The 24,529-nt window shown below is 64.8% G+C and carries 19 protein-coding genes, 1 tRNA gene and 3 rRNA genes; 3 read left to right on the top strand and 20 right to left on the bottom strand.

Going from position 1 to position 24,529, the window contains the following annotated elements; translation table 11 throughout:
• Positions 1–86: 86 nt before the first annotated feature.
• The 6 genes from JS278_RS06980 to JS278_RS06955 all read right to left on the bottom strand — a co-directional run bounded on the left by JS278_RS06980 (position 87) and on the right by JS278_RS06955 (position 8,635).
• Positions 87–1,085 (bottom strand): HAD-IIA family hydrolase, encoded by a 999-nt coding sequence (locus tag JS278_RS06980; protein ID WP_114044547.1) that lies wholly within the window; start codon positions 1,083–1,085, stop codon positions 87–89.
• Complete coding sequence (locus JS278_RS06975) at positions 1,078–1,782, bottom strand: tetratricopeptide repeat protein (protein ID WP_114044546.1); 705 nt, start codon at positions 1,780–1,782, stop codon at positions 1,078–1,080. The genes JS278_RS06980 and JS278_RS06975 overlap by 8 nt, the downstream gene beginning before the upstream one ends.
• Positions 1,783–2,247: 465 nt before the next feature.
• Positions 2,248–2,365: ribosomal RNA gene (rrf, locus tag JS278_RS06970) — 5S ribosomal RNA — on the bottom strand.
• 166 nt (positions 2,366–2,531) lie between these two features.
• A 23S ribosomal RNA gene (locus JS278_RS06965) occupies positions 2,532–5,624 on the bottom strand.
• 322 nt (positions 5,625–5,946) lie between these two features.
• Positions 5,947–7,476: ribosomal RNA gene (locus JS278_RS06960) — 16S ribosomal RNA — on the bottom strand.
• Together the 16S, 23S and 5S rRNA genes form the textbook arrangement of a ribosomal RNA operon.
• Positions 7,477–8,098: 622 nt before the next feature.
• On the bottom strand, positions 8,099–8,635 hold the full coding sequence (locus JS278_RS06955) for an SseB family protein (protein ID WP_114044545.1): 537 nt from the start codon (positions 8,633–8,635) through the stop codon (positions 8,099–8,101).
• Between the two features lie 36 nt (positions 8,636–8,671).
• Between JS278_RS06955 and JS278_RS06950 the strand changes: the two genes are divergently transcribed.
• Positions 8,672–9,205 carry a hypothetical protein gene (locus JS278_RS06950; protein ID WP_114044544.1) on the top strand — a complete coding sequence of 178 codons (534 nt, stop codon included), beginning with the start codon at positions 8,672–8,674 and terminating at the stop codon, positions 9,203–9,205.
• Positions 9,206–9,229: 24 nt separating this feature from the next.
• Here the strand turns inward: JS278_RS06950 and hisG are convergent, their stop codons facing one another.
• The 4 genes from hisG to JS278_RS06930 all read right to left on the bottom strand — a co-directional run bounded on the left by hisG (position 9,230) and on the right by JS278_RS06930 (position 11,828).
• On the bottom strand, positions 9,230–10,090 hold the full coding sequence (hisG, locus tag JS278_RS06945; protein WP_114044543.1) for an ATP phosphoribosyltransferase: 861 nt from the start codon (positions 10,088–10,090) through the stop codon (positions 9,230–9,232).
• 10 nt (positions 10,091–10,100) lie between these two features.
• A complete protein-coding gene (locus JS278_RS06940) occupies positions 10,101–10,367 on the bottom strand; it encodes a phosphoribosyl-ATP diphosphatase (protein ID WP_114046175.1) in 267 nt (88 codons plus the stop codon).
• A gap of 57 nt (positions 10,368–10,424) precedes the next feature.
• Positions 10,425–11,111 (bottom strand): nicotinamide riboside transporter PnuC, encoded by a 687-nt coding sequence (gene pnuC, locus JS278_RS06935; RefSeq protein ID WP_114044542.1) that lies wholly within the window; start codon positions 11,109–11,111, stop codon positions 10,425–10,427.
• A 135-nt stretch (positions 11,112–11,246) separates the two neighbouring features.
• The gene (locus JS278_RS06930) at positions 11,247–11,828 is read right to left on the bottom strand and encodes a DUF3090 domain-containing protein (protein ID WP_114044541.1); all 582 of its coding nucleotides are present in this window, start codon (positions 11,826–11,828) and stop codon (positions 11,247–11,249) included.
• A 98-nt stretch (positions 11,829–11,926) separates the two neighbouring features.
• Between JS278_RS06930 and JS278_RS06925 the strand changes: the two genes are divergently transcribed.
• Positions 11,927–12,913 (top strand): aldo/keto reductase, encoded by a 987-nt coding sequence (locus tag JS278_RS06925; protein WP_114044540.1) that lies wholly within the window; start codon positions 11,927–11,929, stop codon positions 12,911–12,913.
• A gap of 26 nt (positions 12,914–12,939) precedes the next feature.
• Here the strand turns inward: JS278_RS06925 and JS278_RS06920 are convergent, their stop codons facing one another.
• A complete protein-coding gene (locus JS278_RS06920) occupies positions 12,940–14,235 on the bottom strand; it encodes a citrate synthase (protein ID WP_114044539.1) in 1,296 nt (431 codons plus the stop codon).
• 4 nt (positions 14,236–14,239) lie between these two features.
• The gene (locus JS278_RS06915; RefSeq protein ID WP_114044538.1) at positions 14,240–15,592 is read right to left on the bottom strand and encodes a M20/M25/M40 family metallo-hydrolase; all 1,353 of its coding nucleotides are present in this window, start codon (positions 15,590–15,592) and stop codon (positions 14,240–14,242) included.
• A gap of 135 nt (positions 15,593–15,727) precedes the next feature.
• Between JS278_RS06915 and JS278_RS06910 the strand changes: the two genes are divergently transcribed.
• A tRNA-Leu gene (locus tag JS278_RS06910) sits at positions 15,728–15,813 on the top strand.
• Positions 15,814–15,935: 122 nt separating this feature from the next.
• Here JS278_RS06910 and JS278_RS06905 read toward each other — a convergent pair.
• The 8 genes from JS278_RS06905 to JS278_RS16570 all read right to left on the bottom strand — a co-directional run bounded on the left by JS278_RS06905 (position 15,936) and on the right by JS278_RS16570 (position 24,333).
• Positions 15,936–16,925, bottom strand: a complete 990-nt coding sequence (locus tag JS278_RS06905) for a LacI family DNA-binding transcriptional regulator (RefSeq protein WP_181833844.1) — start codon at positions 16,923–16,925, stop codon at positions 15,936–15,938.
• A 157-nt stretch (positions 16,926–17,082) separates the two neighbouring features.
• Positions 17,083–18,729, bottom strand: a complete 1,647-nt coding sequence (locus JS278_RS06900) for an MFS transporter (RefSeq protein WP_114044536.1) — start codon at positions 18,727–18,729, stop codon at positions 17,083–17,085.
• A 92-nt stretch (positions 18,730–18,821) separates the two neighbouring features.
• Entirely contained in the window at positions 18,822–19,622 is an 801-nt protein-coding gene (locus JS278_RS06895; protein ID WP_114044535.1) for a TIM barrel protein, read from the bottom strand.
• 34 nt (positions 19,623–19,656) lie between these two features.
• Positions 19,657–20,670, bottom strand: a complete 1,014-nt coding sequence (locus JS278_RS06890; protein ID WP_114044534.1) for a Gfo/Idh/MocA family protein — start codon at positions 20,668–20,670, stop codon at positions 19,657–19,659.
• A gap of 168 nt (positions 20,671–20,838) precedes the next feature.
• Entirely contained in the window at positions 20,839–21,852 is a 1,014-nt protein-coding gene (locus tag JS278_RS06885; RefSeq protein ID WP_114044533.1) for a LacI family DNA-binding transcriptional regulator, read from the bottom strand.
• Between the two features lie 97 nt (positions 21,853–21,949).
• Entirely contained in the window at positions 21,950–23,461 is a 1,512-nt protein-coding gene (araA, locus tag JS278_RS06880) for an L-arabinose isomerase (protein WP_114044532.1), read from the bottom strand.
• Between the two features lie 30 nt (positions 23,462–23,491).
• Positions 23,492–24,208 (bottom strand): L-ribulose-5-phosphate 4-epimerase, encoded by a 717-nt coding sequence (locus JS278_RS06875; protein ID WP_114044531.1) that lies wholly within the window; start codon positions 24,206–24,208, stop codon positions 23,492–23,494.
• Complete coding sequence (locus JS278_RS16570) at positions 24,205–24,333, bottom strand: hypothetical protein (protein ID WP_281269215.1); 129 nt, start codon at positions 24,331–24,333, stop codon at positions 24,205–24,207. The genes JS278_RS06875 and JS278_RS16570 overlap by 4 nt, the downstream gene beginning before the upstream one ends.
• Between the last annotated feature and the right edge of the window lie 196 nt (positions 24,334–24,529).

The raw sequence follows: 24,529 nt of genomic DNA, 5'->3' as shown, positions 1-24,529 counted from the left end.
GGGTCGGCGGAAGCATCATAACCCAGGACTTGAACACCGTTCAGGCCGGGTCCCGCGGACCGCCGGCCCGCGGCGGACGGCTCCTCTCAGCTCACGAGGTCGAGGCGATCCAACTCGTCATGGTCGCCGCGCACCGCGCCCGTCCAGACCAGAGCGAGGACGGCCGCCAGGGCGTCCAGTTGCTCGTCCAGGGTCTCGCCGACGGCGGAGGCGATCCGCGCGACGCCCTCGATCGATTCGGCGACCGCACGGCCGCAGCGGGCGCGGCCCTCATCGAGGACCGCCCGCCGCTCGGGTTCGAGCAGCCCGGACAGATCGCGTGCGATCCGGGTGGGTCTGGCCTCCGGTCCGGCATCCAGCAGGTCATGGGCGCCGTGCGCCCCGGTCAGCACGAGCATCGAATCCATCCCGGCCCGGTTGGCGCCGAGGATGTCGGTGTCGAGACGATCACCCACGAAGACCGGCCGGTGGCAGCCGAGTCGCGCCACGGTCGCGTCCAGCAGCGGGCGATGGGGCTTGCCGGCCATCACCGGCTCGCCCGTGACGCTGGTGGCCACCACCTTCATCTGGGCGCCGGCGCCGGGAACCAGTCCACGGTCGGTGGGACGCGTACTGTCCGGGTTGGACACGTACCATCTGGCCCCACGCTGAATTGCAATGCAGCACTCGTCGAGTCGGGGCCAGGTCATCTGGGGGTCGTAGCCCTGGACGACGGCCACCGGATCGTCGTCCGCGCTGGAGACCGGGCGCAGGCCGTGGCCGGCGATCTCGTCGATGAGAGCCTGAGCCCCAGCCACCAGCACCGGCGATCCGGCCGGCAGCTGGGAGGCGACCAGTTCGGCAATGGCCTCGGCGGAGGAGACCACATCGGCCCGGGTGACGGGGATGCCCATGCCGTTCAGCTGCTGGGCCACGACGTCGGTGCTGCGGGCGGCGTTGTTGGTGACGAAGCCGACCTGGACGCCCCGCTGACGCAGGGCGTCGATGGTGGCCGGTGCGGCCGGTATCGGCTCGGGACCAAGGTAGATCACCCCGTCCAGATCGAACAGCGCGGCGTCATAGCGGTCGATCACGGCCTCAGTCATCCGACTCCTCCGAACCGGTGCCATCGATCTCTTCCACTCCCTCGACCTGGACCCCGTCGATCAGTGCAACCCGGTCCGCCGCATCGAGGAGCCCGGATGCGTCGAGTTCATCGCTTCTGGAGAACCATTCTCTGGCGGCACCGGTGTCACCCTTCGTCAACAGCGCCTCGGCGTAGGCGTAGTACAGCCTCGCCCGAGCCTCTTCGGAACTCTCCACACGCGACACCGCGCTGTGCAACAGCCTCAGCGCCTCGGCGTCCTGGCCCATGTCCTGCCTCGCCCCGGCCTTGACGAGCACGAGCTCGACCTGCTGGGAGGAGCTGAGGTCGTCGGCCTCCTCGGCCTCCTTCACCAGCCGCAGTGCGGCCTGAGGACGCCCCATGGCCCTCTCGCAGTCGGCCATCACCGGCAGATAGTTGTCATTGCCCGTCATCCGGCGGAGGGTCCGGTAATCGTTGAGCGCGGAGGCGTACTCCCCCGCGGCATAGGCCGTGTCAGCCGCGGCCTCCCGCAGCACCGGCAGGCGGGCCGCCCGACGTCGGGCCGCCTGGGCATGCTTGTTCGCCAGCTCCGGATCGCTGTCGATCAGCTCGGCGGCAGCAACCAGATGACCCTCGATGATGTGGGCGACGTCGGAGGGTACGCCCCGCAGCTCAGCCTTCACCGAAGGCGGCAACGCCTTCTCGTCGAAATCCATCGGCGCCTCGGGCTCGTCGACACGCGGGCCACGGGGACGGTCGCCCTCGGGCCTGTTGTAGGAACCGCGGCTCCTCGTCCCGTCATCGCGACGCTGCCCGTCTCGACGGTCCCTGCCGCCGAACCGGCCGCCGTCGCGCCCGCGCGGGTTCCTGTCGCCGTCCCGGGGTCGATCGTCCCTGCGCGGGCCACGCCGTGGGCCGTCCGAGCGTCCACGCTGGCCAGAACCCCCGCGACCCCCGTAGTGACGGTCCCCGGAGGGACCTCCGCCCGAGCGTCCGCGTCCGGAGCGGTCCCCGCGGTTTCCAGAATCAGCCATGCAGACATCCTCCCCCAGATGCGGCCCCCGGACCAAGCACGGCCCGTCCTACCATCTGTGTCGTGTGCGGCGACGCAAAAGAGGGGGGTCCTGCACCGGTTCGGTGCGGGACCCCCCTCTTCTTGTCTTGTGGGAGTGTGGGTGGTGTTCCGGCGGCGTCCTACTCTCCCACCCACTGGCGTGGGCAGTACCATCGGCGTGTGGAGGCTTAACTTCCGGGTTCGGAATGGGGTCCGGGTGTTTCCCTCCAGCCATGGCCACCGGAACACCAGAATCATGGTGTTCGGTTCATGGAACAATATCGAATTGTGACACAGTATCGAATTGTGACACACACACTCTCACTCTCGGTGCCGCACACCCCCAAGGGGGTGTGGTGGCCGGGAGCCGTACAGTGGATACAAGCGTTGCAGATCAGTGATGAACGTGTTGAGGGCAAGCCCTCGGCCTATTAGTACCGGTCAGCTCCACACCTTGCAGTGTGTCCACGTCCGGCCTATCAACCCGGTGGTCTACCGGGGGCCTTACCAGATTCATCTGTGGGAACCCTCATCTTGAAGCGTGCTTCCCGCTTAGATGCTTTCAGCGGTTATCACGACCCGACGTAGCCAACCAGCCATGCTCCTGGCGGAACAACTGGCACACCAGAGGTCAGTCCGTCTCGGTCCTCTCGTACTAGAGACAGCTCTTCTCAAGATTCCTGTGCGCGCAGCGGATAGGGACCGAACTGTCTCACGACGTTCTAAACCCAGCTCGCGTGCCGCTTTAATGGGCGAACAGCCCAACCCTTGGGACCGACTCCAGCCCCAGGATGCGACGAGCCGACATCGAGGTGCCAAACCATGCCGTCGCTGTGAGCGCTCGGGCAAGATCAGCCTGTTATCCCCGGGGTACCTTTTATCCGTTGAGTGACGGCACTTCCACAAGCCACCGTCAGATCACTAGTCCCGACTCTCGTCCCTGCTCGACATGCCTGTCTCACAGTCAAGCTCCCTTGTGCACTTGCACTCGACACCTGATTACCAACCAGGCTGAGGGAACCTTTGGGCGCCTCCGTTACCTTTTAGGAGGCGACCGCCCCAGTCAAACTACCCATCAGGCACTGTCCCTGAACCGGATCACGGTCCGAGGTGAGGTAACCAGAACGACCAGAGTGGTATTTCAACAATGACTCCACAACCACTGGCGTGGCCGCTTCACCGTCTCCCACCTATCCTACACAAGTCGCACCGATCACCAATACCAAACTATAGTAAAGGTCCCGGGGTCTTTCCGTCCTGCTGCGCGTAACGAGCATCTTTACTCGTAATGCAATTTCACCGAGTTCATGGTGGAGACAGTAGGGAAATCGTTACTCCATTCGTGCAGGTCGGAACTTACCCGACAAGGAATTTCGCTACCTTAGGATGGTTATAGTTACCACCGCCGTTTACTGGGGCTTAAGTTCACCGCTTCGAACCCGAAGGCCCTGACAGTTCCCCTTAACCTTCCAGCACCGGGCAGGAGTCAGTCCGTATACATCGTCTTACGACTTCGCACGGACCTGTGTTTTTAGTAAACAGTCGTTTCCCCCTGGACTCTGCGACCCTCACCGCCACCAGCCAGTACAGGCCGGACGGCTCGGGCACCCCTTATCCCGAAGTTACGGGGTCATTTTGCCGAGTTCCTTCACCATGATTCTCTCGATCGCCTCGGTATACTCTACCAATCCACCAGTGTCGGTTTAGGGTACGGGCGGCTCACACCTCGCTCACGAAGCTTTTCTCGGCAGTACAGGATCACTCACTCACCCACACAGTGGGCTCGCCATCACGCCTCAACCATCATGCCCGGCGGATTTACCTACCGGACGGTCCACACGTTTAGCCCCAGACAACCATCGCTGGGGTTGAGCTACCTCCCTGCGTCCCTCCGCAGCTTGCCTACTACATGATCGGTTCACACACTCACCACCCACCCCACAGACCAAAGGCCTGCAGAACAGGGACTCGCATGCTTAGCATCACACGCCTCGACACGGACGGTGCTACACCGGTACCAGAATATCAACTGGTCGTCCATCGACTACGCCTGTCGGCCTCGCCTTAGGTCCCGACTCACCCAGGGCAGATTAGCTTGACCCTGGAACCCTTGGATATTCGGCGGACGGGTTTCTCACCCGTCATTCGCTACTCATGCCTGCATTCTCACTCGCATCCCCTCCACGATCCGTCACCAGACCGCTTCACCGAGAACACGACGCTCCCCTACCCAACCAGGAAACCTGGTTGCCACAGCTTCGGCGGACGGCTTGAGCCCCGCTACATTGTCGGCGCGGAATCACTTGACCAGTGAGCTATTACGCACTCTTTCAAGGATGGCTGCTTCCAAGCCAACCTCCTGGTTGTCACCGCAACTCCACATCCTTTTCCACTTAGCCACCGCTTAGGGGCCTTAGCTGATGATCTGGGCTGTTTCCCTCTCGACGACGAAGCTTATCCCCCGCCGTCTCACTGCCACGCTACACTTGCCGGCATTCGGAGTTTGGCTGATTTCGGTAAGCTGATAGGCCCCCTAGATCATCCAGTGCTCTACCTCCAACAAGGACCACGCGACGCTGCACCTAAATGCATTTCGGGGAGAACCAGCTATCACAGTGTTTGATTGGCCTTTCACCCCTATCCACAGCTCATCCCCTCCATTTTCAACTGAAGTGGGTGCGGACCTCCACGACGTCTTACCGTCGCTTCATCCTGGCCATGGATAGATCACACCGCTTCGGGTCTAGAACACGCGACTCACGCCCTTATCGGACTCGCTTTCGCTACGACTCCCCCACACGGGTTAACCTCGCCACATGCCACTAACTCGCAGGCTCATTCTTCAATAGGCACGCCGTCACCCACCACACGGGCAGGCTCCGACGGATTGTATGCGGCCGGTTTCAGGAACTCTTTCACTCCCCTCCCGGGGTACTTTTCACCATTCCCTCACGGTACTATTCACTATCGGTCACCAAGGAGTATTCAGGCTTGACGGGTGGTCCCGCCGGATTCACGCGGAATTTCACGAGTTCCGCGCTACTTGGGGTATCGATCACCAGTGGCATGCTCACGTCTACGGGACTCTCACCCACTCCGGTACGCCTTCCCAGACGCTTCGACTTCACACACCATTTATCACTGGACCAGCCAACGGCAGTTGACCCGGACCGACCCCACAACCCCGCGCATGCAACGCCTGCCGGCTTGAACACACACACGGTTTGGCCTCATCCGCTTTCGCTCGCCACTACTCACGGAATCACTATTTGTTTTCTCTTCCTGTGGGTACTGAGATGTTTCACTTCCCCACGTTCCCTCCCACACCCCTATACATTCAGGGCAGGGTCACCGGACATGACTCCGGCAATTCAAGGTTTCCCTATTCGGAGACCCCCGGATCACAGTTCGTCTACCAACTCCCCGGGGCTTATCGCAGGTTACAACGTCCTTCATCGGCTCTTGGTGCCAAGGCATCCACCGACCGCACTTAGTAGCTTGCAACACAACACATTACAAAAAATCTACAAAGATGCTCATATCCACTGTACAGTTCTCAACCACCACACGAGACACCCACCACACCAACCCCGACAGGATCAATGCAACAGCGATGTCCGCCACACCAGGCCACCACCTACAGGTGATACCCCAGAACCCCAACAGCGTGCCCTCCCCACCCGCACCACCGTGCAGGACCACCCGGCGACACCGGGCAGGCAGTCAACATTCCACTCAGAAGCACCACCAACCCCGAAGGGCCGACAGCCTGAACCCCCACCCGACCCGCACGGGCCGACCTGGAGGCCTCCAGAAAGCTCCTTAGAAAGGAGGTGATCCAGCCGCACCTTCCGGTACGGCTACCTTGTTACGACTTAGTCCTAATTACCAGTCCCACCTTCGACGACTCCCCCACTCACGTGTTGGGCCACCGGCTTCGGGTGTTACCGACTTTCATGACTTGACGGGCGGTGTGTACAAGCCCCGGGAACGTATTCACCGCAGCGTTGCTGATCTGCGATTACTAGCGACTCCGACTTCATGGGGTCGAGTTGCAGACCCCAATCCGAACTGAGACCGGCTTTTTGAGATTCGCTCCACCTCACGATGTCGCCACTCTTTGTACCGGCCATTGTAGCATGCGTGAAGCCCTGGACATAAGGGGCATGATGACTTGACGTCATCCCCACCTTCCTCCGAGTTGACCCCGGCGGTCTCCACTGAGTCCCCAACCAAATGCTGGCAACAGTGGACGAGGGTTGCGCTCGTTGCGGGACTTAACCCAACATCTCACGACACGAGCTGACGACAGCCATGCACCACCTGTGAACCGGCCCACAAGGGGGGCGGCCATCTCTGACCGTTACCAATCCATGTCAAACCCAGGTAAGGTTCTTCGCGTTGCATCGAATTAATCCGCATGCTCCGCCGCTTGTGCGGGGCCCCGTCAATTCCTTTGAGTTTTAGCCTTGCGGCCGTACTCCCCAGGCGGGGTACTTAATGCGTTAGCTACGGCACGGAATCCGTGGAATGGACCCCACACCTAGTACCCACCGTTTACAGCGTGGACTACCAGGGTATCTAAGCCTGTTTGCTCCCCACGCTTTCGCTCCTCAGCGTCAGGAAAGGTCCAGAGAACCGCCTTCGCCACTGGTGTTCCTCCTGATATCTGCGCATTCCACCGCTCCACCAGGAATTCCATTCTCCCCTACCTTCCTCAAGTCAACCCGTATCGAAAGCACGCTCAGGGTTAAGCCCCAAGTTTTCACTTCCGACGTGATCAACCGCCTACGAGCCCTTTACGCCCAATAAATCCGGACAACGCTCGCACCCTACGTATCACCGCGGCTGCTGGCACGTAGTTAGCCGGTGCTTCTTCTCCAGGTACCGTCAACACCCCGAAAGGCACCTTCGTCCCTGGTGAAAGCGGTTTACAACCCGAAGGCCGTCATCCCGCACGCGGCGTTGCTGCATCAGGCTTCCGCCCATTGTGCAATATTCCCCACTGCTGCCTCCCGTAGGAGTCTGGGCCGTATCTCAGTCCCAATGTGGCCGGTCACCCTCTCAGGCCGGCTACCCGTCACCGCCTTGGTGAGCCACTACCTCACCAACAAGCTGATAGGCCGCGAGTCCATCCACCACCACCACAATTTTCCAACCCCCACCATGCGATGAGAGCTCATATCCGGTATTAGCACCAGTTTCCTAGCGTTATCCCGAAGTGAAGGGCAGGTTACTCACGTGTTACTCACCCGTTCGCCACTCGTGTACCCCCGAAGAGGCCTTACCGTTCGACTTGCATGTGTTAAGCACGCCGCCAGCGTTCGTCCTGAGCCAGGATCAAACTCTCCAATGAAAAAATATCACCACCACACCCCCCACCCGAAAGCAGAAGACACAGCACCAGTGACACACATCAAAGAATCCAAAACACTGACCCCAACAAACCTGACAAAAAAATCATCCGATCCATCAGAATCAAATCAAAGGAATCAATAAACAAATCCGACACACACAATCAAGCGTGCATCAAACAAAATCCTATTGACTACAAAAAAGACACACTGTTGAGTTCTCAAGCATCACACACACACCACAACCCCGACCAGAAACCCAGCCAACATCATGAGGCAACCCCACCACCATAGACCCCGAACCCCCGGAAACACAAACCCGGAAACCCGCCATCCACAACCCACCAGAACCCCGAAGAATCCCAGCAGTTCCGCCCGAAAGCGACCACACCAACCTACCCGATAAACAACCCGAACACAAACCCGGACCACCCACCAGACACAGAAACACCAGAAAACAATCCCAGCATCCCCAACCACCCTCAAGCGGCCCGTCCCACTTTACCGACCGGCATTCCGGAAGTCAATTCCGAAGTGACACCTGATCAGGCTCTGCCGGACCCGATCGGCTCAGCCGATCGACCCGCCATCGGGACCCACCGCCTTGCGGCAGCTCGGAGAACGTTACCTGCGCCGTGAGGCAGCGTCAACTCGGGCTCGCCTCCCCGCCCCGGGCCCCGGACCGGCGCCGTCGCCGCCCACTGCGAGCCATCCGTATCCATCCGTCAGACGCACCAGCCGGCGTCCTTGACTCAGGTGTGCGATGAGGTCCGGACCGATGACCATCGGGACCGGACCGGCGACGTCGATCAACAGGGACCGGGCTCCGGCCTCACCGACGGTGGCCGCAAGGTCATCGAGAGTCCCGGGAACCGGCCGTGCCCGGGCATCCCATGCCTGCAGCGCGTCGAGTCCGGTGAAGCACAGCAGTGCCGAGTCGCCCGAGTCATTGGTGAGAACCGCGGCTCCGAGCTCAGTGACCTGGGTGGCTCCCCGAGGGGCTGACGTCCCCGGCGACATCACGGGCATCAGGAGCCTGGACGAGCACAGGGCGACCACGGCGTCCAGATATCCGGCACGCGTGGTGGCTGCGGCCAGAGCCGCGCGGATCAGGGGATCGGCGTCGCCGAGATCGCCACCGGGCGCAAGAAGACTGACCACGTCGTCACGCTACCCGGATGTGGAAGAGTTGGTGGTATGGCTGATACCACTCTCACCATCGTCGTCTCCACCGTACTGATCGTCCTGCCCCTCATCTGGGGCGCACTGCGCTGGATGCGTCGTCGTTCCGCCAGGTCGCTGGTGCGCAGCATCGGCCTGGCGCTCGTTCCCGCCGGGTTGTGGCTCATCGGCGTCATGGGAATGGTGACCCAGTGGCTGCATCAGGCCGCCCACTGGGTGCGGATCACCCGCATGGACCAGACGAGGTGGATCGGCGTCGCGGCAGCAGGAGTCGGCATCATCGCCATCATCGCCGGGTCCTTCATCGCACCGGTCACCCGTCAGCAGGCCCGCGAGCGCCGTAAGGGATCCGCGCCCGAGGCGGCTGCCACCCGGCGGCGGGAGGTCGGCCAGAAGGCGTCCGGGGCCCCCGCCCCAGCCCCGGCCGGGAAGCCGCAGGCCGGAGGGAAACAGGCCGCGAAGAAGCCGACCGGCAATCCCGACAAGGCCGGTTTCACCGATGAGGACCGCGAACTCATGGAACTGCTCAAGGAGCGCGGCATCGACTGACCAGCCGCGCCAGGCACGGTCAGGTCAGATCCTGCAGGCCGCGATGTCGGTGCTGAGAATGGCGCGGGCCCCGGCGTCCCACAATTGATCCATCAGGGCCTGCACCTGTCCCCTGGGGACCATTGCGCGAACCGCGTACCAGCCCTGCCGCGACAGCGGCGACACTGTCGGAGCCTCGAGCCCCGGAGTGAGATCCGAGGCCGCGGCCAGGCTGGTCTCGGGGACGTCGTAGTCGAGCATCACGTAGGCCCGGGCGACCTGGACGCCCTCGATGCGCTTCATGAAGTGCTCATAGGCCGCTCCCCCGTCGAACCCGTGACGACGGATCAGCACCCCCTCGGACTCGAGGATCACCTCGCCGAACATCTCCAACCCGGCCTTGCGCAGCGTCGTCCCCGTCTCCACCACGTCCGCGATGGCGTCGGCGACACCGAGCCCGATCGAGGACTCGACGGCACCGTCCAGATGGATGAGGTGGGCGTCGATCCCTCGTTCGTCCAGATAGGTCGTCAGCAGACCCGGGTAGGAGGTGGCGATCCGGCGGCCGGACAACCCCTCCACCGTGTTCCGCCCATCGGCCGGCGCCGCGAAACGGAATCGTGACCGCCCGAATCCCAGGCCCCTCACCTCGACCGCATCGGCTCCCGAGTCGAGCAGCAGATCCCGGCCCGTGATGCCCAGGTCCAGTGTCCCCTCGCCGACGTAGATGGCGATGTCGCGGGGTCTCAGGTAGAAGAACTCGACCCCGTTGTCCTCATCGAGCAGGCGCAGGTCCTTGCGGTCGGTGCGTTGCCGGTAGCCGGCCTCCGACAGCAGTGAGGACGCGGCCTCCGACAGGGCGCCCTTGTTGGGCACAGCGATCCTCAGCAGGTTCTGATCACTCATCGTCGGTCCCTCAGAGGTGCTTGTAGACGTCTTCGAGGCTGATGCCCAGGCGGACCATCATCACCTGCAGGTGATAGAGCTCCTGGCTGATCTCCTCGGCGGTCCGCTCATTGCCCTCGTACTCGGCGGCGATCCAGACCTCGGAGGCCTCCTCGACGATCTTCTTGCCGATGGAATGGACGCCACGGTCCAGTTCGGCGACGGTGCCCGAGCCTTCCGGGCGTTCCTTGGCCTTCTCAGACAGCTCGGCGAAGAGTTCCTCGAATGTCTTGCTCACGTCGACCAGCCTAGCGGAGGACCCGCCCCTCACCGCGACCCGACCAGTTGACGGTCCTCACGACTCCGATGACGGTATCTCGACGCTGCGGTCCCGATCCCGCAGCCTCCACCAGGTGAGGAAGCCGTAGAGGCAGAACAGGGCGTAGAACATGTACATGAGGCCACTCGGGTAGTAGTGCGCGCTCAGGAGCAGAGGCACCCCGACCGCGTCCACGGCGATCCACACGAACCAGAACTCGTTCCATCCTCGGGCCATCCCGTAGGTGGCCAGGATCGATCCGGTGAGGATCCACGAGTCGGACGCCGGGCCCCAGGATCCCAGCGCCTTGAGGATGATGTAGAAGACGATCAACATCATGACGGCCGCCAGCCCCGTCAGCGCACGTTCCCTCGGGGTGGCCCAGCGAGGCGCGACGGCGACATTTCCCGAGGACCGGTGGCTACGACGGTAGGCGGCCCACTGCACCCATCCATAGACCGAGGTGATGAGGAAGAACACCTGCCGTCCCGCCTGGCCCCACAGGTCCAGATCCTGGGGGGTGTGGAAGACGCCTCCGAGGAAGACGGTGAAGAGCAGCACATTGCCCACGATGCCCACCGGCCATGCCCAGATTCGACGTCGCGCCCCTCCCAGCGCCGAGGCCAGGCCGAACAGATTGCCGACGATCTCCCGCCACAGAATGGGCCGCCCCAGTCCGATATCCAGCTGGGCGTTGAGAAGCCTCATGATGACCTCGCCCATCGCGATCCCCTCTCAGCGCTCACGGCCGGGCCCGGGACGAGCGGGGCCGCTCATATGGTCGCAGATCCTCGCCGGCGTCCCCACATCCACTCCACCGGGCACGCCCGGCCCTCCCCCGGTCGCGACCCGCCGACGTCACAGGAACAACGGCCGGCGGTACCCGTTGGCCCGTGGGCAGATGTGCCCGCGCCCGGAGATGGACTGACCGCAGAACGGGCACACCGGTCGGCCCGAGGTGATCACGAGCCGTCCACGGGCCACGAAATCGCGAGCCTGGGTCGGGGTGAGATGCACCTCCAGAGAGTCCGGGGCGTCCTCGGGGCTGGAGGCGAGCAGCAGCTGAGGATCGGCCTCCATCATCTCGTCGTCACTGACGGCGAAGATCTCGACCACGAGCCGCCCGGCCCCGCTGTCCCAGGCGATCGCGATCGCCCCTGCGGTGAACTCCTCCTCCAACGGCAGATCCAGGGGCTCGTCGTCCACCGGATCCTCGAGCGGCCCCGGCACCACGATTCCGCCGGCCGCCAACCTCGACAGTTCGTCGAGAATCCGCTCGAGGTGCGTGGTGAGCACCTGGATCTGCTCCTTGTCGCAGCGCACCGACGTGATCTGACCGTCCTGGCGGGTCTGGATGAAGAAGGTCCGCTCACCGGGGCGCCCCACGGTTCCACAGACGAACCGGTCCGGGCGCAGGTATCGATGAGTCAGGCGTGCCATGACGCTCACCCTAGAGCCTGGACCCGACCGGAGCGTCGGTCGAGATGAAGGCCCGGGTGCGCCGCATCCTCTAATGTGTCGATGTCGGGAGGAGCCAGATGCTGGCAAGGACAGTCGGGGCCAGCGGCCTCAGAGTCTCACGGATGGGGCTGGGAACCCTCACCTGGGGCGGGCAGACGGACACCCGCGACGCCCGCACCATGCTGCGCCGGTTCGTCGAGGCCGGTGGCAACCTTGTCGACACCGCCCCTGCCTACGGATCGGGGACGGCCGAGCGCCTCATCGGCCGGGTCATCCACTCCGATCTCGACCGCGACGACCTGGTCATCGCCACCAAGGCCGGCTTCACGGTCGACGGCGACAACCGGCTGGTCGACACCTCGCGCTCCGCGATGCTGCGCGATCTCGAGGGCTCCCTGCGTCGCCTTCACACCGACCATGTGGACCTGTGGCAGGTCCATGCCTGGGGAGACGCTCCGCTCGAGGAGACCTGCGAGGCCCTCGACCACGCCGTGCGCACGGGCATGGCCCGGTATGTGGGGGTCAGCAACTTCGTGGGATGGCAGTCGGCGACCGCCGCGACCTGGCAGCGGGCGTTGCGTTCGAGGATTCCCATCATCAGCAACCAGGTGGAGTACTCGTTGTTGGCCCGCCGGGCCGAGATCGAGGTGATGCCGGCCGCCCATCACCACGGCATGGGGGTGCTGGCGTGGTCCGCGCTCGGGCGCGGCGTGCTGACGGGGAGGTACCGGACCGGCACTCCGAAGGACTCGCGCGGCGCGAACGACCAGCTCTCCTGGTTCGTCGAGCCCTATCTGGGCGCGAAGTCCCGCGCCATCGTCGAGGCCGTCGCCAAGGCCGCCCACGGGCTGGGCGTCACCACCGCCCAGGTGGCGCTCTCCTGGGTGCGCGACGCCCCACAGGTCGCGTCCGCCCTGGTGGGCGCACGGACCCCCGAGCAGCTGGAGGACCTGCTGGCCACCGATGACCAGCGGCTGCCCGCCGAGATCGCCGCCGCACTGGACGACATCACCGGCGGGCGGAACATGATGAGGGGCGGGGACGATCCCCTCGCAGGCGGCTGATCCCGCACCCCTGGACTCAGCGCCATTCAGCCTCGCTGGGAGCGGGGCACCCAGGCCGTGTCCTCGGCACCGACATAGAGATCGCGGGGTCGTGCGATCTTGCCCTTCGGATCGGCCTTGGCCTCGCGCCAGTGGGCGATCCAGCCCGGCATCCGGCCGATGGCGAACATCACGGTGAACATGTTGAGCGGGATGTTGAGGGCCCGCAGCACGATGCCCGAGTAGAAGTCGACATTCGGGAAGAGCCTGCGCTCCACGAAGTAGTCGTCGCCCAGCACCGCCTCCTCCAGCTCACGGGCGATGTCCAGCAGCGGATCGGTCCGGTTCAGGCTGTCCAGGAGTTCGGTGCACGCCCCTCGCAGGATGCGCGCCCGGGGATCCCAGTTGCGATAGATGCGGTGCCCGAATCCCGATATCCGCTCGCCGTCGTCCTTGGCACGGGCCACGTACTGACGGGGCGTCAGACCGGAGTCCTTGATCTTCTGCAGGGCCAGCACCGCGTCCACATTGGCGCCGCCGTGGCGCGGTCCCCACAAGGCGCACACCCCGGCTGAACAGGAGGTGAACAGGTTGGCCCCCGAGGACGCGACCATCCGCACCGTCGACGTCGAGCAGTTCTGGCCGTGATCGGCATGCAGGACGAAGAAGAGATTCAGCGCACGGGCCACGATCGGATCGGCCTCGAAGGGCCTGTAGGGCAGCGAGAACATCATGTGCATGAAGTTCTCCACATACTTGAGGTCATAACGCGGGTAGATGGCCGGTTCGCCGATGGAGGCCTTGTAGGAGGCGGCTGCGATGGTGCGGACCTTGGAGAGCAGCTTCGCCGCCGACTCCGTGAAGGACAGATCGTCGGTGATCTTGGGTCGGTCGTGAGTGCTCATCGCGTTGATCATCGAGGACATGATCGCCATCGGATGGCCGTTGGGCGGGAAGGCGTTGAAGTGCAGGTCCATCGAACGGTGCAGCGGGGAGTGCTCGGTGAGCAGCTCGGTGAAGTGCTCCCGCTCGGCCCTGGTGGGCAGCGATCCGAAGATGAGCAGCCAGGCCGTCTCGACGAATGACACCTTCTCGGCGGCGAGGGTCTCGATCGGGATTCCCCGGTAGGTGAGCCGACCGTTCTCGCCGTCGATCCACGAGATCGATGATTCGCAGGCCGACGTGTTGGCGAAGGACGGATCGAAGGTCGTGACACCACCGGTTGCCGCTCTCAGGCCGGAGATGTCGATCACCCGATCGCCCATGCTGCCCGTCCGCACCGGAAGGGTGTACTCGTGCCCGTCGAGTGTCAGGGTGCAGGTCTCGTCGATGTGATGGTCCATAGCCTCATGCCTCCTGAAGAATGCGATCGACAACCCTGGCTCCGAACGCCAGAGTCTCGAGTGGAACCCTCTCATCCACCCCGTGGAACAGGGAGATGAAGTCGAAATCGGACGGAAGGCGCAGCGGCGTGCAGCCGTAGCAGTGGATGACCCGCCCGTCGGGCAGCCGCGCGAATCCCTTGGCATCGGTGCCCGCGCTGTTGAGATAGGGCAGCACGATCGCGCCGGGGTCCTCGCCCGCCAGGGCCGAGCGGATGGCTCCGACCGCCGGGCCCTCGAAGGGAGCCTCGGCCGACGGCTTGCGCGAGATGGTCTCGAACTCGACGCCCGGGCCCGCAAGGCCCTTGATGGTGTCGATCATCTCCTGCTCATGGCCGGGGATGAACCGCGCGTCCAGCTCGGCGCTGGCCCGGGTGGGGATCACGTTGACCTTGTAACCGGCCGTCAGCACAGTGGGTGTGACGGTGTTGGCCGAGCAGGCGGCCACCATTCGCGACAGCGGGCCGAGCGGTGCCAGGCTCTCCTCCAGGCGGTGGTGGTCCACCTCGGTGCTCCACAACTGCTCGAACTGCGACAGAAACTCTTCCTGCGCCGGATGGTGGAGATCCGGCCATGAGTGGTCGGAGATCCGACCGAGGGCCTGCGCCAACCGCGAGACCGCGTTGTCGGGATTGCGCATGGATCCGTGGCCGGCCGAGCCGGTGGTCGTCATCCTGAACCACCACAGGCCCTTCTCGGCGGTCTGGACGACGTAGACCCGTTGCCCACCGGGCGCGGTGACCGAGAATCCGCCGACCTCGCTGATCGCCTCGGTGACGCCGTCGAAGACCTCGGGGTGGTGCTCCGCCAGCCAGGTCGATCCCAGGGTGCCGGACCCCTCCTCGTCGGCGAAGAGGATGAACCGGACAGGCCGTGACGGCGTCTGCCCCCGGCGGTGGCGGGCACGGATCGCCGACAGCACCATCGCCAGGTAGCCCTTCATGTCGAGGGTGCCCCGCCCGCACAGGCAGCCGTCGCGCAGCTCGCCGGAGAACGGATCGACGGTCCAGTCTGCGGCCACCGCGGGCACGACGTCGGAGTGGCCGTGCAGCAGCAGGGCCGGCCGGGTCATGTCGGTGCCCTCCGGAGCCCACTCGGCGACCAGGGTCGGACGGCCCGGCTCGGATTCGTAGATCCTGCTCCGCACCCCGATCTCCGACAGCAGACCGCCGACCAGGCGGGCCACCTCGGTCTCGCCACGGGCCTCGCGTGGTCCGTAGTTCGAGGAGTCGATGCGGACCAGTTCCTGACAGATGGCGACCACCTCGGCGTCGGCTGCGTCGGCTGCTCTGGCTTCGGGATGTATCGGCTGGTCCATGGTCGGATTCTTCCACCGGCTCACCCGCCGGCCGGCATCCGACCACCTCGGACGGCTCAACTTGCGCGACGACGAGGATTCGGGCTAGAGTTCCGGACCGTCCGGAAGGGAGCGTCGAGCCCCTGAAGGAACCCGGTCCGGGTGGCGGAATAGGTAGACGCGCTAGCTTGAGGTGCTAGTGGCCGTTATAGGCTGTGGAGGTTCAAGTCCTCTCTCGGACACACCAGCGAAAGCCGCTCCCACAAGGCGAAATATCCTTGTGGGAGCGGCTTTTTCGTGTCCTGCCGGTGCGCTCCGCAGTCTCGGATACAACGGTTGTCGAGTTGATGTCCGACATCTCGCATCAACTCGACAGAGCCGAGCCACTACTCGAGCGCACCACCAGACGGGTCGCGACGATCTGTCCGTGATCGCCGGCCGCGGGCTCCTCCCCCATCATCCGTGCTGCGGCGCGCTCGATCGCGATACGGGCCAGTTCCCCGGTGTCCTGATGGACGGAGGTGATGTCGATGGTCGGTCTGGAGGCGATCGTCGAGTCATCGAATCCGACCAGCGAGATGTCCTGCGGGATCCGCACCCCCCGCCTGTGCAGGGCCTCCATCGCACCGAGGGCGCATCGGTCGTTGAAGGCCACCACGGCGGTGGCCCGCCGGTTCCCGGCAAGCATCTGCTCCACCCCGCGGGCACCGTCGTTCTCAGTGATCCCGGCCGTGTGGACCTGCACATGCTCACCCACCCCACGACCCTCGCAGGCCTGGATGAATGCGTCGATGCGGGCGGATCCGCTGGCATCGATCGACGAGGAGAGATATGCGATGTCGCGGTGCCCCAGCGACACGAGATGGTCAACCACCGCGTCCATCCCCTGCTGATCATCAGAGGTGACCCAGTCGATCTCCGGACGATCCGATCGACGGGCCACGATGATCAGCGGAATCCGGCCCGAGTAGACGGAGAGCTGCTCATCGGTGATCCGGGGGCCGAGGATGACGGCCGCTCCGCAGCGATGGGAGATGAGTTCCTCGATCGCGTCCTTCTCCTGGCGCGAGTCGGAGACGGCCGACAGCACAAGCTTGTGAGGGCCCGGCGACACGGCCCGGTAGAGGCCGTCCAGCAACTCGTCATGGAAGGGCTGGTGGGTGCGGAAGGTCACTCCAATGGCGGTGGGACGCTGGGACCGGAGCGCCCTGGCGCTCTCGTCGCGCACGTAGCCGAGGCGGTCGGCCGTCTCCAGCACCTTGCGGCGCATCTCGTCACTGGTGCCGGGCTTGTTGCGGAAGACCAGGGAGACCGTCGCCTGGGTGACCCCCAGCTCGTCTGCGATGTCACGCATCGTGGGACGTCTCGAGTAGTGCGGATTCCTCATCTGGACCTTCCGATGTCGCGGTTGCGGCCCCATTGTCCCAGTACGGCATGAGTGCCACCGCACCATCAGGTGCGGTGGCACTCGCTCCGTGAGCCACAGGGGAGGCTCGCGGACCGCCGGTATGTCAGGAGAAGCGCGCCTTCATGTCGACCTCGATCTGTTCCAGGGAACGCCCGGAGGTCTCCGGCATGATCTTGATGAGGATGCACGCGAAGACCAGATTGATGAGGGCGTAGATGCCGTATGTCCGCGCACCGCCGAGGCTCTCCATCATCGAGGGGAAGGTGAAGGTGATGATGGCGTTCGTCACCCACAGCACGAAGACCGCCGTCCCGTTGGCGATGCCGCGGACACTGGCCGGGAACATCTCACCGAGCATCGTCCAGACCACCGGCCCATTGCCGCCGTTGACGATGAGCATGAACACGCCCATCATCGCGAGGATGACGAACGGCGCCCAGCCCGGTGGGGTGCCGTGGCTGTCGAGGGCCGGCTGGATGGTGAAGTGGAACAGAGTGGCGATCACTCCCAGCGAGACGAAGGCGGCGAACAGGCAGGTGATGAGGATGGGACGCCGTGACAGGCGCGACATCAGCGAGAGACCGATGAGCCCTCCGAGGACCCCGGTGACACCGATCGCCACCTGAGCGGTGATGGAGGCCGAGGTGCCCAGCCCCGCGTACTGGAGGACCTTCGGGGCGTAGTACATCACCGTGTTGACGCCGGTGGTCTGGTTGGTGATCGCCAGGAAGCAGCCGACGAGGAACAACTTGCGCAGCCACGGTGTGGTGAAGATGTCCTTGAAGGTGCCTTTTCTGACGTTGACCTCGGTTTGATGGGCGATCACCATGTCGCGCAGCTCGTCGCCGATGTCGCCGTCCTTCTGCGGATCCCGGACCCGCTTGAGGGCGCCGACGGCCTCGTAGTAGCGCTTGTTGTTGGCGTACCAGCGGGGGGACTCCGGCATCAGCCGCATGCCCATCCACAGGGCGATGGCCGGGATTGAGGCGATGATGAGCATCAGGCGCCAGCCGGAGCCGTTACCGCCGGAGACCACCAGGTTCGCGATGTACTGGTACCAGTCGTGGACGGCCAGGGTGCCGCCGTGGTTCGCAGCCAGGGCGTTGACGTTGTCGAAGCTCTGGTTCCCGGGACGCAGCAGGCCACCCGGATCGGACTCGATGGTCAGGCGCGGGCCCTTGAGCGAGGTGTTGATCACGGCATTGAAGGTGTAGGCGAGCAGCTGGCCGGTGAGGATCATCACCTGGTCAACCGCGACGATGGTGCCGCGGATGCGCTTGGGCGCGGTCTCGGAGAGGTAGACCGGGACGGTGGCCGATGCGCCGCCCACCGCGAATCCGAGGATGGCCCGGAACGGGTACATGACCCAGACGCTGGGGGATGCCGCGGTGCCCACAGCACCGATGAAGAAGATCGCGGCCAGCATCAGGATGTTGTGACGCCGGCCGTAGCGATCCGAGAGCCGGCCGCCGATGAGAGCCCCGAGTGCGGCTCCGAGCAGCAGGGTACCGCCGACCCATCCCTCCTCGGCGGCCGTGAGGTTGAGGCCGCCGGCGGCGTGAGGCATGTACATGTAGGGCAGTGCGCCGGAGATAACGCCGGTGTCGTAGCCGAAGAGGAAGGATCCGAGGGTCGCCACGAAGGCGACGAATCCGATTTTGCGCTTAGTTCCGGAGGCCTTGGTCTTCTCGACGACGCCGTCGATCTCGTCCAGGCCGATGCGTTGGTTCGTGTTTGTTAGGTTCGTCATTGTGACTCCTAGCGGGAGCATGAGGATCCGGACTCCTCCGGATCTCGGCCGGTGGCACGCCTGGCAGGGCGCGCCACCGGTGGTAACCGTTCTCAGTCGAGGTCTGAGAAGGTGGTGATGAAGTCGTCGAGGGCGTCATCGGAATCGGCGGAGGCGAAGGCCTCCATGGCCACCACCCCGTCGTAGCCCATCTGGTCCAGCGCCCTGGCCACATTGCGGTAGCAGATCTCCCCGGTACCGGGCTGGCAACGTCCCGGAGCATCGGCGATCTGGATCTCCCCGATCCACGGCAGGGACTCACGACAGGTGTCGATCAACCGCCCGTCGCCCAGCTGGGCGTGGTACAGATCCAGATTCATCCGCACATGGGGCGAGTCCACCGCCGCCACCAGAGCCCGGGTATCACCCGGATGGGAGAACGGATCCCCGGGATGATCGGTCGGCAGATTCAGATTCTCCAGGGAGAAGACCACATCGGCCTCCTGGCCGATCGCCGCGAGCTTCTCGATGGTCAACGCGGCCCTGGCCCACATGGCCCCGGTCACGGTCTCCACCTTCGCCACCGGGATACCGCCCTCCCCCAGACCCGTGCCGTGGAAGTTCAGCCGCGGGCACCCGATGACCTTCGCGGCCTCCACCGACCTGCGCGCCGAGGACAGGAACGCCTCGATGCCCTGGTCATCGGTCAGCGTCCCCGAGATGTAGCCGGTCATCGACCCGATATCGGCGCCGACCGCCGCCAGCGCCTCCAGATCCTTGGTCGTCCAGTCCCACATCTCCACCTGCAGACCCCGCTCAGCGATCCGCTCCACCCGCTCGATGAACGGCCGATCAGTGAAGATCATCTCCGCGCACGCCGCCAGCGTGAACGGACTGTTGGTCACATGCTCCATCGCACTCTCTCCTCTGTCTGTTCCTGCTCGTGTCTCACTTGACCTCGTCGATACCCACCGGCCTGTGTTCTGCCGCCGAGCGGATCGACGCCGCCGCGATCCACTGCGCCCGCAACCCGTCGACCGCACCGGGCACCGCCACATCCGCCCCGCCGATCCGATCGGCGAAGGCCTGGAACTCCCCCCGATACGCGCCGTGGTACCGCGACTCATCAGTACCGGCCGTCTCGGCATGCATGCCGGTGGCGTCGAAGACCCGCGCCGCCGTGTTCGTCGGATCGCCCATCTGCACCATCCCGGCCGACCCGAACACCTCACCACGCAGGTCATAGCCGTACATCGCACAGAACGACGCCTCCGCAGTGGCGATCGCCCCATTGTCGAAGCGGATCACCACCACCGCCGAATCCTGGAACCCCCGATCCCTGAAGTCCGGACGCACCAGCGCATCAGCCACCGCATACACCTCGACCGGCTCCGAGCCGGCGTTGAGCCAGCAGATCGTGTCGAAATCATGGATCAGCGTCTCGTTGAACACCGTCCCCGCAGCGATCCTCGCCGGATCGGCGCCGAACGGACCCGGATCCCGGGTCAGCGAATGCACCCGCTGCACCGACCCCACCACACCGGCCTCCACCGCCTTCTTCGCATTCACCCACGACTCGGCGAACCGACGGTTGAACCCCACCTGGAACATGATGCCGGCCTTCTCGGCATCAGCGGCCGCCCGGGCGGCCGAGGCCACATCAACCCCCAACGGCTTCTCAGTGAAAATATGCTGACCCGCCCCGGCGAAGGCCTCGATCAACTCGGGGTGGAGCTTCGCCGGCGCCGTGATCACCACCGCATCCACCCCATCATCGCCGGCCAGCTCCAGAGGATCACGGACCGTCCGGGACACCCCCAACCCGGCGGCCAACTCGTCGAGATCCGGGGCGAACGGATCCGCCAGAGCCACCAGCTCGGCCCCGGCCACCTCCCCGGCCGCCAGCAGACGGGCATGATGCCGCCCGATCCGTCCCGCACCCACCACAGCAACTCTCGTCATCGTTCACCCCTTCGTGTCGTGCCCCAGGAGGTGGGCGGCGATGCCGTACCCCTGGGACCTTCTGTCCAGTCGACTATCAATGTCTTTACTTTTACGTACAAGTAACTGGATGAGACAAAGATACACACGTCCGTTCGGGAATGTCAACGGCCCACCCGACGGGCCGTATCAGTCCTGCCGGCGCCTGCTGGAGCGACGCACCAGCAGAGACGGGCGGATCCGCTGCGAGGCGGCTTCCTGCCCCTCGATCGCCCGCAGGAGCACTCCGACGCAGCTCTTGCCAAGTTCCTCGAAGGGCTGGCGCACCGTGGTCAGCGGTGGCTGGAAGTAGGCGGACCCGTCGATATCGTCGAATCCCACCAGGGAGATGTCCTCGGGCACCCGTATACCGAGGTCAGCGAGACTCGAGAGCAGCCCCAGGGCCATCAGGTCGTTGGAGCAGAACACGGCGTCGGGAAGGCCCTGGTCCACCAGCCGTCCCCCCATCGCATAACCCGACTCGGCGCTCCAGTCCCCCAGCAGGACCTCGGGAACCTCCAGACCGGTGTCTTCAAGGGCCGCCCGCCAACCGGCGACCCTCTCCCGGGCGTCGAACCAGTCGGAGGAACCGCTGATATGGACTATCCTGCGATGCCCCAGCCCGATGAGATGCTGAGTGGCGAGTCTGGCGCCGTGGCGCTGGTCCACCGAGACGGCATACATTCCGCGACTCACCTCGAAGCCGTCGGCGATCACCACGATGGGCACCGTGCGCGCCAGCGAACGCAACCCCTCCACGAACCCCAGCTGGGGAGCGATGGCCGTGATCCCCTCGACGCCGTGATCTATCAGCATGTCCACCACGGCGGCCAGTTCACCGGGGCTGCCGTCGCGCAGGGACGCCACGATGGTGGCATAGCCCCTGCCCCTTGCGGCGGTCTGGATCGCCGAGGACGTGCTGCCCGGCCCGTAGTAGCCGCCCTGGGCCACCACCACGCCGATCACCCTGGTCCGGTTGGTCACCAGTGCCCGTGCGGACAGATTGCGCCGATAGCCCAGTTCGGTGATCGCCCGGCGCACCTTCTCCCGGGTGGCCGGGCGCACCGACTCGGCATCGTTGAGGACCCGCGAGACGGTCTGGTGCGAGACGCCCGCGAGCCGGGCGACGTCCATCATGCCGGGGGGACGACTCGACTCTGACATCAGGCTCCTGGGAGTGGGGAAAGACGATGCGTGCCGGCGGGCCCCAGCCCGTCGGCACGCATATCCTAGCGGCGCACTACGCGACGTAGTGCATGGCTCAGCGTCCGCCCTCCAGACGGTGCACCGCCGACTCCAGCCGGCGCTCGCGGACGAAGTCGCGCACCGTGGTGGACTCGTCGATGAGGGCCAGCTCGATATCGGCGATGTCGGCCAGGTCCTCCCACATCTGACGGTCGGTGTTGGTGGTCATCACGGTGTGATGGGCTCCACCCGAGGTCAGCCAGCACTCCGTGGAGGTCTGGAAGGAGGGCTGAGGCTCCCACACGGCCCGGGCCACCGGCAGGTTCGGCAGCGGCTCATCGGGACCGACGATCGTCACGATGTTGGCGGTCAGGCGGAACCTCTCGCGCATGTCGGACAGGGCCACCACCAGACCGTCGGCCGGATCGGCGTCGAAGACCAGACGCACCGGGTCCTCACGACCCCCGATGTCGAGGGGATGGATCTCCAGGGAGGGCTTCTTCGCAGTCAGGGACGGGCAGATCTCCAGCATGTGGGCGCCCAGGATCTTCTCACGACCGGGGGTGAACTCGTAGCAGTAGTCCTCCATCAGGGAGGCGCCGCCGTCCAGCCCGTGGCCCATGATCTTGGCGATCCGCACCAGGACGGCGGTCTTCCAGTCGCCCTCGGCACCGAAACCGTAGCCGTCGGCCATGAGCCGCTGCACAGCCAGGCCGGGCAGCTGGCGCAGCCCACCGAGATCCTCGAAGTTCGTGGAGAAGGCCTCGAAGCCGCCGTCATCCAGGAACTTGCGCAGGCCGAGCTCGATCCGGGCCCCGTAACGCAGGGACTCGCGCTTCGCACCGCCGGGACGCAGCTCCTCGGCGACCTCGTACTCGGCGTCATAGGTCGCGACGAGTTCGTCGATCGCGGACTCCTCGACGGCGTCCACCACCTCCACCAGGTCATTGACAGACCAGGTGTTGACCGAGACCCCGAGCCGCAGCTCAGCCTCGGTCTTGTCGCCCTCGGTGACGGCCACGTTGCGCATGTTGTCGCCGAAACGGGCCAGCTTCATGTGATGCAGCGCGCTCCAGGCGGTCGCCGCACGCGCCCAGGTGCCGATCCGCGCACCAGTCTCGGGATGGGACGCGTGCCCCACCACGATCCTGCGACGCTTGCCGAGGCGGGTGAGCAGGTAGCCGAACTCGCGGTCGCCATGAGCCGACTGGTTGAGGTTCATGTAGTCCATGTCGAGAGTCGCGTAGGGCAGCTTCTCGGCATACTGGGTGTGCAGCTGCAGCAGCGGCTTGGTGAGGGCGTCCATGCCGAGGATCCACATCTTCGCCGGGGAAAATGTGTGCATCCAGGCGATGACGCCGACACACGCGTCGTCGACGTTGGCCTCCAGGGCCGCGGCGCGGATCGCCTCGCGGTCCTTGAGCACCGGCTTCCAGACGATCTTGACCGGCACCGATGCCGAGCCGTCGAGCTGGGCGGCGATCTCCTGGGACTGGGCGGCCACCTGGTCCAGCACCTCGGGGCCGTAGAGATCCTGCGATCCGGTGAAGAACCAGATCTCCTTGCCCTCGAACGGATTGTTGATCATGTCACTCCTTTGTTGTCATGTCTTGTGAAGTCAGGCGTTGTCGTCGTGCTGGCCGTAGACGTTCTGGTACCTGTCGAACAGTCGCGCGACGTCATCGGCCGGGATCGGAACCGGCTCACCGAGCTGGCGTGCGAAGTGCACGGTCTTGGCGACCTCCTCGCACATCACCGCGGCCTTGACGGCGTCGCGGCCGTCCTTGCCGATGGTGAAGGGGCCGTGATTGGCCATCAGGACGGCCCGCGAGTTCGAGCGGGAGAGGGTCTCGACGATCCCCCGCCCGATCGAGTCGTCCCCGATCAGGGCGAAGGGCCCCACCGGGATCTCTCCTCCGAACTCGTCACCCATCATGGTGAGCACGCACGGCACGGGTTCGCGGCGCGCGGCCCAGGCCGTCGCATAGGGCGAGTGGGTGTGCACGACCCCACCGACCTCGGACATGTGCCGGTACACATAGGCGTGCGCCGCGGTGTCCGAGGAGGGCTGCAGATGCTCCGGGGTGCCGTCGTCGATCTTGCGACCGTCGAGGGTGCACACGACCATGGCGTCGGCGGTGAGCTCGTCATACGAGACTCCCGACGGCTTGATGACGAAGAGTTCGGTGCCGGGGACCCGCTGCGAGACATTGCCGGCCGTCCACACGACGAGGTTGTTGCGGGGCAGTTCGGCGTGCAGGTCGCTGACGGTCTGGCGGGTCAGGGCGACGAGCGCCCGGGTTCCGGCATCGAGTTCGGACAGATGAATGGTCATACTTCCTCTTCCTGGGGAATCGTTACGGCAAGCTTCCCCACCGAGGTTACGGTGACGGACACCCTGGGCACGTTCACATGCATCGGATGTGTCGAGTCCATGGCCTGCATTGCCAGATCGCTCATCCTCGTTCAACTCCTCGCTCACGTCTTTGGGGCGGTTGCCTAAATCAAGTGTGAACGCTAACATTCAGGTTGTCAACCCCCGGACGAGGTTGACCCGGTCGAGGGCCACGACGATGTGGAAGCGGACGCGCTCGACCGGCACACCCGAGACGGTGGACCACATCAGCCCACTCGGTCACAACGACGTGCATAACCG

The sequence above is a fragment of the Acidipropionibacterium virtanenii genome (genome assembly GCF_003325455.1).
In the GTDB taxonomy this organism is placed as follows: Bacteria; Actinomycetota; Actinomycetes; order Propionibacteriales; family Propionibacteriaceae; genus Acidipropionibacterium; species Acidipropionibacterium virtanenii.
This window is presented reverse-complemented; position numbering and strand designations above follow the sequence as displayed.

Excerpts from the sequence above, each read along its gene's own strand:
- JS278_RS06980 (WP_114044547.1), bottom strand. The coding sequence starts at position 1,085 with ATGACTGAGGCCGTGATCGACCGCTATGACGCCGCGCTGTTCGATCTG.
- JS278_RS06975 (WP_114044546.1), bottom strand. The coding sequence starts at position 1,782 with ATGGATTTCGACGAGAAGGCGTTGCCGCCTTCGGTGAAGGCTGAGCTG.
- JS278_RS06950 (WP_114044544.1), top strand. The coding sequence starts at position 8,672 with ATGGCTGATACCACTCTCACCATCGTCGTCTCCACCGTACTGATCGTC.
- hisG (WP_114044543.1), bottom strand. The coding sequence starts at position 10,090 with ATGAGTGATCAGAACCTGCTGAGGATCGCTGTGCCCAACAAGGGCGCC.
- pnuC (WP_114044542.1), bottom strand. The coding sequence starts at position 11,111 with ATGGGCGAGGTCATCATGAGGCTTCTCAACGCCCAGCTGGATATCGGA.
- JS278_RS06930 (WP_114044541.1), bottom strand. The coding sequence starts at position 11,828 with ATGGCACGCCTGACTCATCGATACCTGCGCCCGGACCGGTTCGTCTGT.
- JS278_RS06925 (WP_114044540.1), top strand. The coding sequence starts at position 11,927 with ATGCTGGCAAGGACAGTCGGGGCCAGCGGCCTCAGAGTCTCACGGATG.
- JS278_RS06920 (WP_114044539.1), bottom strand. The coding sequence starts at position 14,235 with ATGGACCATCACATCGACGAGACCTGCACCCTGACACTCGACGGGCAC.
- JS278_RS06915 (WP_114044538.1), bottom strand. The coding sequence starts at position 15,592 with ATGGACCAGCCGATACATCCCGAAGCCAGAGCAGCCGACGCAGCCGAC.
- JS278_RS06905 (WP_181833844.1), bottom strand. The coding sequence starts at position 16,925 with ATGCGTGACATCGCAGACGAGCTGGGGGTCACCCAGGCGACGGTCTCC.
- JS278_RS06900 (WP_114044536.1), bottom strand. The coding sequence starts at position 18,729 with ATGACGAACCTAACAAACACGAACCAACGCATCGGCCTGGACGAGATC.
- JS278_RS06895 (WP_114044535.1), bottom strand. The coding sequence starts at position 19,622 with ATGGAGCATGTGACCAACAGTCCGTTCACGCTGGCGGCGTGCGCGGAG.
- JS278_RS06890 (WP_114044534.1), bottom strand. The coding sequence starts at position 20,670 with ATGACGAGAGTTGCTGTGGTGGGTGCGGGACGGATCGGGCGGCATCAT.
- JS278_RS06885 (WP_114044533.1), bottom strand. The coding sequence starts at position 21,852 with ATGTCAGAGTCGAGTCGTCCCCCCGGCATGATGGACGTCGCCCGGCTC.
- araA (WP_114044532.1), bottom strand. The coding sequence starts at position 23,461 with ATGATCAACAATCCGTTCGAGGGCAAGGAGATCTGGTTCTTCACCGGA.
- JS278_RS06875 (WP_114044531.1), bottom strand. The coding sequence starts at position 24,208 with ATGACCATTCATCTGTCCGAACTCGATGCCGGAACCCGGGCGCTCGTC.
- JS278_RS16570 (WP_281269215.1), bottom strand. The coding sequence starts at position 24,333 with ATGAGCGATCTGGCAATGCAGGCCATGGACTCGACACATCCGATGCAT.